Annotated in this window: 12 protein-coding genes; 10 read left to right on the forward strand and 2 right to left on the reverse strand. The window is 39.6% G+C overall.

What is annotated here, in order from left to right:
* The first annotated feature begins 289 nt into the window (after positions 1-289).
* The 4 genes from ACFVSH_RS18160 to spoVK all read left to right on the forward strand — a co-directional run bounded on the left by ACFVSH_RS18160 (position 290) and on the right by spoVK (position 4,483).
* A complete protein-coding gene (locus ACFVSH_RS18160) occupies positions 290-1,612 on the forward strand; it encodes a sensor histidine kinase (RefSeq protein WP_387707182.1) in 1,323 nt (440 codons plus the stop codon).
* A gap of 302 nt (positions 1,613-1,914) precedes the next feature.
* A complete protein-coding gene (gene miaA / locus ACFVSH_RS18165; protein ID WP_387707189.1) occupies positions 1,915-2,901 on the forward strand; it encodes a tRNA (adenosine(37)-N6)-dimethylallyltransferase MiaA in 987 nt (328 codons plus the stop codon).
* Between the two features lie 3 nt (positions 2,902-2,904).
* Complete coding sequence (hfq, locus tag ACFVSH_RS18170) at positions 2,905-3,138, forward strand: RNA chaperone Hfq (protein ID WP_034313436.1); 234 nt, start codon at positions 2,905-2,907, stop codon at positions 3,136-3,138.
* Between the two features lie 388 nt (positions 3,139-3,526).
* The gene (spoVK, locus tag ACFVSH_RS18175) at positions 3,527-4,483 is read left to right on the forward strand and encodes a stage V sporulation protein K (RefSeq protein WP_387600086.1); all 957 of its coding nucleotides are present in this window, start codon (positions 3,527-3,529) and stop codon (positions 4,481-4,483) included.
* Positions 4,484-4,520: 37 nt separating this feature from the next.
* On the opposite strand, the gene ACFVSH_RS18180 is transcribed toward spoVK, so the two are convergent.
* The gene (locus ACFVSH_RS18180) at positions 4,521-5,129 is read right to left on the reverse strand and encodes a trimeric intracellular cation channel family protein (protein WP_387600089.1); all 609 of its coding nucleotides are present in this window, start codon (positions 5,127-5,129) and stop codon (positions 4,521-4,523) included.
* Between the two features lie 168 nt (positions 5,130-5,297).
* Here ACFVSH_RS18180 and hflX point away from each other — a divergent pair, with 168 nt between their 5' ends.
* From hflX to ACFVSH_RS18210, 6 genes are all read left to right on the forward strand, one after another.
* Positions 5,298-6,551: a GTPase HflX gene (gene hflX / locus ACFVSH_RS18185; protein ID WP_387707184.1), complete on the forward strand. Its 1,254-nt coding sequence runs from the start codon at positions 5,298-5,300 to the stop codon at positions 6,549-6,551.
* Positions 6,552-6,563: 12 nt separating this feature from the next.
* Positions 6,564-7,832, forward strand: coding sequence for a methionine gamma-lyase family protein (locus ACFVSH_RS18190; protein WP_260288875.1), 1,269 nt, complete (start codon positions 6,564-6,566; stop codon positions 7,830-7,832).
* Positions 7,833-8,026: 194 nt separating this feature from the next.
* The gene (locus ACFVSH_RS18195) at positions 8,027-8,431 is read left to right on the forward strand and encodes a MerR family transcriptional regulator (protein WP_192204117.1); all 405 of its coding nucleotides are present in this window, start codon (positions 8,027-8,029) and stop codon (positions 8,429-8,431) included.
* A gap of 38 nt (positions 8,432-8,469) precedes the next feature.
* The gene (glnA, locus tag ACFVSH_RS18200) at positions 8,470-9,804 is read left to right on the forward strand and encodes a type I glutamate--ammonia ligase (protein ID WP_192204118.1); all 1,335 of its coding nucleotides are present in this window, start codon (positions 8,470-8,472) and stop codon (positions 9,802-9,804) included.
* A gap of 361 nt (positions 9,805-10,165) precedes the next feature.
* On the forward strand, positions 10,166-10,372 hold the full coding sequence (locus ACFVSH_RS18205; RefSeq protein WP_387707186.1) for a BhlA/UviB family holin-like peptide: 207 nt from the start codon (positions 10,166-10,168) through the stop codon (positions 10,370-10,372).
* A gap of 23 nt (positions 10,373-10,395) precedes the next feature.
* Positions 10,396-10,572, forward strand: coding sequence for a hypothetical protein (locus ACFVSH_RS18210; RefSeq protein WP_387707187.1), 177 nt, complete (start codon positions 10,396-10,398; stop codon positions 10,570-10,572).
* A 199-nt stretch (positions 10,573-10,771) separates the two neighbouring features.
* On the opposite strand, the gene ACFVSH_RS18215 is transcribed toward ACFVSH_RS18210, so the two are convergent.
* Positions 10,772-10,897 carry a YjcZ family sporulation protein gene (locus ACFVSH_RS18215; RefSeq protein WP_387707191.1) on the reverse strand — a complete coding sequence of 42 codons (126 nt, stop codon included), beginning with the start codon at positions 10,895-10,897 and terminating at the stop codon, positions 10,772-10,774.
* Positions 10,898-10,929: the final 32 nt, after the last annotated feature.

The following is a 10,929-nucleotide window of genomic DNA, read 5'->3' on the forward strand; positions in this document are numbered from 1 at the left end:
GGCTACCAAACCCAACATCGTTAAATTACTATATAAGTATAATTATTTACTGGAAATGATATGATTTATTAGAAAAAATTATTAATTGATTCAATGCAGTTAAGATATGAAAAAGTTAAATGGTCGAAAGTTAGTGGGTAATCTGTTAATTACTTGATAAATTATAGTATTATATACCTGGAATTATAGAGAATATTAGATTTTTCTCTATTTCTTTGTCCCTTTATATAGTAAACTCAGAATAGGTTCGTTAACTTTTAGCTGCTAGAGATGAGGTAAGTTTAATCCTATGAAAAATAAAAAGTTAAGGGCATTTCTTTATTTGACCATTCTTTTATTGATTGTTTTCATTTTTCTAAATATGTTTTCAACATATTTAAGCATTAAAAATTCTGTCCAAAAATCCGTTGCTAATCAAAACTTGGTAGCTGCTAGATCTATTGCCGACTCGATGGATATAGAGGCCTATCAGCGATTTCTTAATAACCAAGTAAACAGCCGGGAATATAAGGATATAAAAACTTACTTAGAGGATGCCCGTGAAAAAATAGGAGCGCTATATGTTTATACCATCATGATTGATAATCCGGAAGTATCTAAGGCTATGATTACTGGGTTTTCTAAAGATCATAAAGGGGATTTTCCTATCGGTGGTGCATGTACTGTTCCGCCGGAGCAGGTCAAACGGGGGTATGAAGGCAGAAGCTTCATTACCGGGATTCTAGAAGATCCGGAGTATGGTGAATATTTGACTGTGGGAGTGCCAATGAAAAATAAAGATGGCGACATAATTGGTTTTTTGGGCATTGATGTGAGCGCAGAAGATATTAATGCCATTAACGGCAAGGTATTGAAAAGCAGCATTGCCATTCTTGTCTATAATGGTGGATTTGTTATCATGCTGCTGGTTACCTTTTTTGTCATTCAAAAATGGTATCAAAAGGAACTGACACGTGAAGTGGGGGATACGGAAGATACGTATCAATCGGAATTTCAATCGCTCATTGCTTCAGTCCGCTCATTGAGGCATGATTTTTCCAATCATATTCAAGTTATACATGGACTGCTTAAATTAGAGGAGAATGCAAAAGCACTCGAATACTTAACCGGTCTTTCAAAAGAAGTGCATTCAATTGAATCGATGCAATTGGATGTGACTCACCCGGGCTTATCTGTTCTGTTAGAGACAAAAAGGCTCTCGGCCCAGAATTATAACATTGATATAGAGGTTGATGTTTCATTCGAATCCTTCAATCGAATTAGAACAATCGATTTGATTAAATTATTATCAAATGTTATCGACAATGCTATTGAGGCAACAATTGAATTGCCAGAGCAAGAACGCCGAATGAATATTTCCTGCAAAGCTGATGGTGAAAAGTATACGTTTATGGTCACGAATACCGGACCAATGATTTCGGAATTAGATTTGGAGAATATATTCAACAGCGGATTTTCAACCAAAAAGGCACAAAAGGGAAAAGTTCGCGGACAAGGATTGTTCATCGTTAAAGACTTAGTGAACAGATATGATGGAGAGATTCATGTACAATCCTCAGTAAAAGCAACAACCGTTACGATGATCATACCCGTAAATGGAAAAATCGGCTAAATTGATCTAAAGACAATAGAAAAAAAGGTATGATTCCTCAAATGCAGAAGGAATCATACCTTTTTTTTGCGATTCCATTAACTGGATTATAGCTCCTTCTGCCAGGGGAGGGGCAATGGATCTGTGAGCCTCAAATGTATTTTCGGCAATTCTACACTCTGACAATCTGAGAGATATAACTATGACGATTAATAGGGGGAAAAAGTTGAATAAAAGTACCTGAATTGGGCATAATGGGTAGATGTTTAGCTGCTTTCATCGAGATTATGATAAGATAGGGAAAAATCATTTAAGGCAGTGAGATTGTGAAAAAACAAAAAGGAAAACTTCTCGTTATCATTGGACCGACTGCTGTTGGGAAGACGAAGATGAGTATTGAGATGGCAAAGTTATTTAATGGTGAAATTATTAGCGGGGATTCCATGCAGGTTTATAAGGGGATGGATATTGGGACTGCAAAAATCAAAAGGGAAGAAACAGAGGGAATTCCTCATTATTTACTTGATATTAAAGACCCTGATGAGTCATTTAGTGCGGCGGAGTTCCAGGAACGGGCTAATGCTTGTATCAAGGAGATCCAAAGCAGGGGTAAACTTCCCATTATCGTGGGTGGAACAGGATTATATATACAATCGGTCATTTATGATTATCAATTTTCGGAGGCGCCATCCGACCCTGTTTATAGGGAGGGACTCGAAAAACAGGTTAGGGAGTTGGGGATTGATCCCATTTTTGAACAATTACGCAGTGTTGACCCGGAAAGCGCGAATCGGATTCATCCTAATAATGTAAGAAGGGTGATCAGGGCACTAGAGATTTTTCATTGTACTGGTAAAACAATGAGTGAGCAGTTGAATGAACAGCCTACAGAATTGAAATATGATACGTGCATCATTGGATTGACTATGGAACGTGAAAGGTTATATCAACGCATCGATCAACGTGTTGGTGGCATGGTGGAAGAAGGGCTGATTCAAGAGGTAGAGTCATTTTATGAAAAAGGTTTGAGGGATTGCCAATCAATCCAGGCTATAGGATATAAAGAAATCTATGATTTTTTTGATGGTAGGGCTTCTTTGGATGAAGCAGTTGAGACATTGAAGCAAAACTCCCGTCGATATGCAAAAAGGCAATTGACCTGGTTTCGGAATAAAATGGATGTAATTTGGTTTGATATGACCGATCTCAAGGGTTTTCCAAAAAAAATACATGAAATATCTGGATTTGTAGCAGGAAAGCTTTTCAGTGAAGGCGAATACATAAATTTAGAGAGAAAAGAGGAGGACTAATACATGAAACAATCAGTAAATATTCAAGATCAGTTTCTTAATCAATTACGTAAAGATGGTACGTATGTGACGGTGTTTTTACTAAACGGTTTCCAGATTAGAGGACAAGTGAAAGGGTTCGATAATTTTACCGTTTTATTTGAATCAGAGGGCAAACAACAATTAGTCTATAAACATGCGATCTCTACATTTGCTCCACAACGTAATGTTCAGATTGATTACGAAGTGAAGGAATAATCATATATATGAATGTAAAAAACAGGTTTAGCTTATAGCGACCTGTTTTTTTTGCATGGACTTCTCTGTTCTTTTTCAAAGAATCGATAATTTTACGTACCTGATTTGAATATATATTAAGGAACGGATTATTTTCCGGGAAACCGCAGGAAATGACATTACCCCTAATAAAATGGTGAACGGAAATGGAGTTTGTCGAAACGTATCCTCCGAGGAAATAATCCTGTCAGAGTAAGCTTCTTATCAGGTAGGAATGGGGCTTATTCTCGAAAAGAAATAAACGAATTTTCCGATGGGGTAGTTTTGGCTAGGCAATATATGCCTATGACCATCATAAATTGAAAATTGTGGTGTTAGAGTTAGGGTCCAAGATGGAGAGGTGAATGCATTGGAACAACCGATCCGTATGAAAAATAACGGGCAAATCAATATTGTGTTTAACGCGGAAAATAGAAAAGCGCTACAAAAGGATCTGCCGATAAAAGAAATTTTGGTACAGGAAATCCCCCACCAGCATGTGGCATTGAAAGAGATTGAAGATGAACTGAAAGCGCTGGTTGGAATGGAAGAAATGAAACGGATGATAAAAGAGATATATGCCTGGATTTACATCAATAAACAGCGTGAGGCAAAGGGGTTGAAAACTGGCAGGCAAGCACTGCATATGATGTTTAAAGGAAATCCCGGAACAGGGAAAACAACGGTTGCACGTTTAATCGGTAAGTTGTTTCAAAAAATGAATGTCCTTTCGAAAGGGCATTTAATTGAGGCGGAGAGGGCAGATTTAGTCGGGGAATACATTGGTCATACTGCCCAAAAAACTAGGGATCTAATTAAAAAGGCCATTGGCGGGATCCTATTTATTGATGAAGCCTATTCCTTGGGAAGAGGCGGCGAAAAAGATTTTGGAAAAGAAGCCATAGATACCCTAGTCAAGCATATGGAGGATCGGCAGCACGAATTCATTTTGATCCTTGCAGGATATTCGAGGGAAATGGATTATTTCCTCAGCCTTAATCCTGGTCTTCATTCCAGGTTCCCGCTTGTGATTGATTTTCCGGATTATACGATTGAACAGTTAATGGAAATAGCCGATCGGATGCTGCAGGAAAAGGAGTATCTAATGAATCGGGATGCCGAAAGAAAATTAAAAGAACATTTAATCATATTGCGTTCATTCCGGGGACCTATTTCATTTTCCAACGGACGTTATATCCGCAATGTACTTGAAAAGTCTATCAGGGCGCAGGCAATGAGGCTTTTACTGGAAGATTCATTTGAAAAATCCGATTTACTGACGCTGACAAGCCAAGATTTGATTTTCGATGATGATGAGAAAGAATGACATGGAAAAGCCCACCAAGATGGCGGGCTTTTCAAATTTATGTTTTAGGCACCCATTTCTTATTGGGAAGATGCCAATTGTTGGTGTAAGATAGGACTCGCAATATCGTGATGACGGCAAAGAGCGAATAAAGCTGCCATGACTGGGATAATACACCACTGCCTAGAGCCAAGCCTGCAATGATGGCCCATACTACGTAGATTTCTTTTCTGAAGACCAATGGCTTTCTTCCAGCTAACACGTCACGGATTATCCCGCCGCCGCATCCGGTTAATGCAGCTGATACAATGATGGCGCTTATTGGGTGATTAAGTTCCACAGCATACATCGCCCCTTGGATGGCAAAGGCTGAAAGGCCAATGGCATCACTAAGGTTTCCCCATCTGTCCCAGTGCTTTGAAAGGTTTGTAGGAAAAACAAAAACGATGGTGATGGATACTAAAGCGATGACAAAATAGAAACTTTGATCCCATAACGCTGAAACGGGGACACCGATCAATAGATTGCGCATTGCCCCTCCGCCAAAGGCGGTTATGATTCCCAAAATATAAACTCCCAAAATATCATACTCTTCTTCCATGGCGATGATGGTTCCGCTAATAGCGAATGCAATCGTACCTATTAAGCTTAATACTTCCCATGTCATATGAATGTCCCTCTATGTCTTTTCGATTTTAATGGTAAAGCCAAATTTGATTTTAGCATGTTATCGGAATTTTTAAAACGGTTAAAAGCTTCGTTTTGAGGGAATTTTTATATATTCGATTTTTTTGTTATGATTAACAGAAATCTACCAGAAAGTGGTGCTTGTGATTTGGAAGAAACAAAAAAGGAAACGGCCGTGTTGATTGGGTGTCAAACAACTGAGGCTAATGAACGTTTTGAATATTCACTCGATGAATTGGCTTCTTTGGCGAAGACGGCGAATGGTGAAGTTTTAATGACCATTTCCCAGAAAAGGGAAAGTGTTGATCCCGCTACATATATAGGAAAAGCAAAAGTGGAGGAACTTCGGAATCTGGAAGAGGAGCTGGAGCCGGATTTATTTATCTTTAATGATGAACTATCCCCGAGCCAGATTCGGAACCTTTCGAAACAATTGGAGGCAAGGATCATTGACCGGACACAGCTAATATTGGATATTTTTGCTCAGCGGGCGCGATCCAGAGAAGGGAAGCTGCAAGTTGAACTTGCCCAGCTCCAATATTTATTGCCGCGTTTGGTCGGACAGGGGACGGCGATGTCCAGGCTAGGAGGCGGAATCGGCACCAGGGGACCAGGGGAGACGAAGCTGGAAAGCGACCGACGCCACATCCGTGGGAAAATAGATGAAATCAAGCAGCAATTAAGTGGAATAGTGAAGCATCGTGAACGCTATCGCGATAGAAGGAAACGTAATAAGACCTTTCAAATAGCACTTGTAGGATACACGAATGCAGGTAAATCAACGCTGTTCAACCGTTTGACAGAGGCGGATTCATACGAAGAGAACCAATTGTTCGCTACATTGGATCCCATGACACGAAAGGCGGTTCTTCCTAGCGGATTTACCGTGCTGCTGACGGATACTGTTGGATTCATACAAGATTTGCCGACATCTTTAATTGCCGCATTCCGTTCTACCCTTGAAGAAGTGAAAGAAGCGGATCTGTTGCTCCATGTGGTCGATTCCTCAAGTACAGATTACTTTAATCATCAGAAAACGGTTCAGGATTTGCTAAATGACTTAGATGTCCCTTCCATTCCACAGCTAACGTTGTATAATAAGAAAGATAAGATTCACACTGATTTTGTCAGGTCAGCAAGTCGTGCTTCATTGATGATCAGTGCCTATGAAAAATCGGACTTGAATCAAATCATGGAAGAAATTGAAAAGTACGTGATTGAAGAAATGGTCCCGTATCATGTTTTCCTGCCGTCGAGTGAGGGTAAATTATTATCACAGCTGAAAAATGAAACCATATTGCGCACTCTCTCCTTTAATGAAGAATCGGAAAGGTATGAATGCAAAGGTTTTTGTCTAGCTGATCATCCAATAACCGGGCAGCTGGAGAAATATTCATTATAAAGGGGAATTTTGATGTATCAGCAGTTAACTAATGGAGAAGTGTTGAAAAACATTGCCGAGGAAGTGGAAGCAATGATTTCTCCGTTACATAAGCAAGTGGACGAACGAATTGAGGAAAACCAATTCCGCGTATTACAAAGTTATCAAGCACATAGAGTGAGTGATTCCCATTTCATCCCGACAACAGGGTATGGATACGACGATATGGGCCGCGATACGCTGGAATTGATATATGCAGATGTATTTGGAGCGGAAGCTGGATTGGTGCGCCCCCAAATTATTTCAGGCACACACGCCATCTCCACCGCTCTTTTCGGCATATTGCGCCCAGGGGATGAATTGTTATACATAACTGGAAAGCCGTATGACACTTTGGAGGAAATTGTAGGTATCCGGGGTTCGGGTATCGGATCTTTGCGTGATTTTCAGATCAGCTATAAGGCCGTTCCATTAGGGGAAACTGGCACCGTTGATTTCGAAGCCGTCAAACAAGCCATCCAACCAAATACGAAGATGATCGGTATACAACGATCAAAAGGGTATGCTACACGTCCTTCCTTTACGATTGATGAAATAAGGGAAATGATTTCTTTTGTAAAAGACATTAACCCTGAAATCGTCGTATTCGTGGACAATTGTTATGGAGAGTTTGTCGAGACGCAAGAACCATGTCACGTCGGAGCGGATTTAATGGCAGGTTCACTCATTAAAAACCCCGGTGGCGGGATAGTGAAGACCGGAGGATACATTGTTGGTAAAAAGGACCTGGTTGAAGCTTGCTCCTATAGGTTAACATCACCAGGAATTGGGGCTGAAGCAGGTGCGTCGCTTTATAGTCTGCAGGAAATGTACCAAGGATTCTTCCTTGCACCACATGTCGTGGGCCAAGCTGTTAAAGGAGCCATTTTCACAGCTGCCTTTTTAGAAAAACTCGGTATGAATACATCTCCTAAATGGGATGCGAAGCGAACTGACTTGATTCAATCCGTCCAATTTAATGACCGGGATAAGATGGTTGCCTTCTGTCAGGCCATCCAATATGCCTCACCAATCAATTCACATGTGACCCCATATCCTGCCTATATGCCAGGATATGAAGACGATGTAATCATGGCTGCGGGTACCTTTATACAAGGGGCCAGCATTGAACTTACGGCAGATGGTCCGACAAGGGCTCCATATGTTGCCTACGTTCAAGGCGGCTTGACATACGCCCATGTTAAAGTAGCTGTATTGACTGCAGTGAATGCGCTAATGGACAAAAAGCTGATTCAATTGTAAACGAAATTAAGTTAGGAATGTTATGGGAATCCAAATACAATTGGATTCCCGCAAAAGCAATAGTCATAATATTTGAGTAGAACAAATCATTTAATTTTTCTGAAAGAATCATGTTATAAAATGTAACATCATATTGACAAGTTTAATAACATGATATAAGATAATTTTAGATAAACAAAAGGAGGATGCTAAGAATGAGCGGCAACAACATTCGGCGTTCGATGCCTCTTTTTTCCATCGGAATCGTCATGCAGCTAACTGAGTTGTCTGCACGCCAAATTCGATATTACGAAGAGCATCAACTTATTACTCCTATGAGAACAGATGGAAATCGTCGGGTTTTCTCATTAAACGATATCGATCGACTGCTTGAGATTAAAGACTTAATCGAACAAGGAGTCAATCTGGCCGGCATCAAAAAGATTTTCACTGTAAAGGAACAGAATTTACCTAAAACTCAAGAATTAGAACAAGCGGAAAAGATAAGACAGGACCTTAGTGACGAGGAGCTTCGCAAGCTTCTGCGTACCGAGCTTTTACAAGGAAGCAAGCATCGAACATCTCTTCGACAAGGGGATATGTCCCGTTTTTTCCAATAAAAATATGATTTATGAATGATTATTAGGGGGAAAAGAAATTGACAAAGTTCACACGTGAAGACATCACTCGTTTAGCGAAAGAAGAAAATGTTAAGTACATTCGTTTACAATTCACTGACATTTTAGGGACAATTAAAAACGTTGAAATCCCAGTCAGTCAATTAGAAAAAGCACTTGATAATAAAATGATGTTTGACGGATCTTCCATTGAAGGCTTCGTACGTATTGAAGAGTCTGATATGTACCTATATCCTGATTTAAATACATGGGTTATCTTCCCTTGGACTTCCGAAAAAGGTAAAGTCGCACGGTTAATCTGTGATATTTACAATACGGATGGAACACCTTTTGATGGAGATCCACGTGCAAACCTGAAACGTGTTCTTGCAGAAGCTAGGGAAATGGGCTTCACAGATTTCAATCTTGGACCTGAACCTGAATTCTTCCTATTCAAACTGGATGCAGCAGGCGAGCCGACTCTAGAATTGAACGATAAAGGCGGATACTTTGACCTTGCACCTACTGACCTAGGAGAAAACTGCCGTCGCGATATCGTTCTTGAGCTTGAAGAAATGGGATTTGAAATCGAAGCATCCCACCATGAAGTAGCTCCAGGACAACATGAAATTGACTTTAAATATGCAGATGCAGTTTCAGCTTGCGATAACATCCAAACATTTAAATTGGTTGTTAAAACGATTGCCCGCAAACATGGTTTACACGCGACATTCATGCCAAAACCATTGTTCGGTGTTAACGGATCTGGTATGCACTGTAACGTTTCTCTATTCAAAGGCAAGGAAAACGCATTTTATGATAAAGAAGGTAAATTGGAATTAAGTAAAACAGCTGAGCAATTTATCGCAGGTATCATTAAGCACGCTCCAAGCTTCACTGCGGTAACAAACCCAACTGTTAACTCATACAAACGTCTAGTTCCTGGTTACGAAGCTCCTTGTTATGTTGCATGGTCCGCTAAAAACCGTAGCCCACTAATCCGTATCCCAGCATCACGCGGAGTAAGTACTCGCGTAGAGGTACGCAGTGTCGATCCAGCAGCAAACCCATACTTGGCACTTGCAGTTATACTAAAAGCTGGTCTAGACGGTATCAAGAACGACTTGACTCCTCCAGCTCCAGTTGACCGCAACATCTATGTTATGAATAAAGAAGAGCGTGAAGAAGTAGGTATCGTTGATCTACCAGCTACTTTATATGCTGCATTGGAAACATTAAAAGCTGATGAAGTCATCAAAGAAGCATTAGGTGAACATTTACTTGAACACTTCGTCGAAGCAAAAGAAATCGAGTGGGATATGTTTAGAACACAAGTTCACCCATGGGAACGCGAACAATATATGTCAATGTATTAATCTTTCAAACCCTTGGCACCTCTGGTGTCAGGGGTTTTTCTATTTCGGGCATTTATTCATAAAATCTAATGAAGTTATCAACTGCCCGATAAATGCCCGGAAAAAATCAAAAAAAATTAATCAAGGACATTTTTCATATCAGCCAACAAACCATTGAGAATATGGCCGCGTTAATGAATAGCATGGAACAAAGAATAACAGCATTAGAGAATTAAAGTTTTTTTCAACAGAATAAGGGTGAGGGAAATATATTCAATCCGTTTTCAATCACATTCGATATCAGCAAAGCATATCCAAGTCTTCTCTTAATTAGAGAATGGCTTTTTTTATTTTGCATTGAAAGGGGGTCAAAATAGTTAATATGATTCTAGAAAAGGGTGCATTCGCAGCCTTATTTGTATGGTTATTTTTCTCAACAATGAAAACTAACAAAGAACGTGAAGCGAATTATCAAGCAGTAATCGAAAAGAATCAAGGCGTAATTGAAACACAAGCTCAAGCGTTCCCTACATTGGCTCAGGATGTAAATGAAATTAAACAAATTATTGTTAGCGATAGCAAGAATTGAAACATAATCAAAGAGGAATTTGTATGGATAAGGCAAAACAATATGTAGCAATGATTGGCGGTGCTCTCGGGGCACTGCTTTTATTTTTTCAATCAGTCGGTTATCAGGTTGAATGGTTCAATGAAAATACAATTAACTCATTTATTAACTTCCTTACTGCTGCTGTTCCCCTTGGATTTGCTTTGTATTTGAGTATATAAGAACCAATATTTATTAACTAAGAAAGCTCAAAAACAAGAAGTAATCTTGAAAAAGAATGGACTAAAATAAACTGCCCATCGGGTGGCTTTTATTTTAGGCTCTGTTAAAGGATGTTGCTGATTTTCTTATGTAACTAATGGGGGCGGAATAAATAAAAAAGGCCGACCAATAAAGGTCAGCATTTTTTATACTATTTCTCTAACAGAAACCGCCACCGAAACAGCTAGCTCCAACAATGATTAAGAGTATAAACAAAACGACAATAAAGGCGAAACCTCCACCAAATCCAATGCCGTCATTACAACTTGATTCACAACCTGACATAAAGACATCTCCTTTTTTGTTTATTAAGGAGG

The sequence above is a fragment of the Peribacillus sp. NPDC058002 genome (assembly GCF_042886655.1).
GTDB lineage: Bacteria > Bacillota > Bacilli > Bacillales > DSM-1321 > Peribacillus > Peribacillus aracenensis.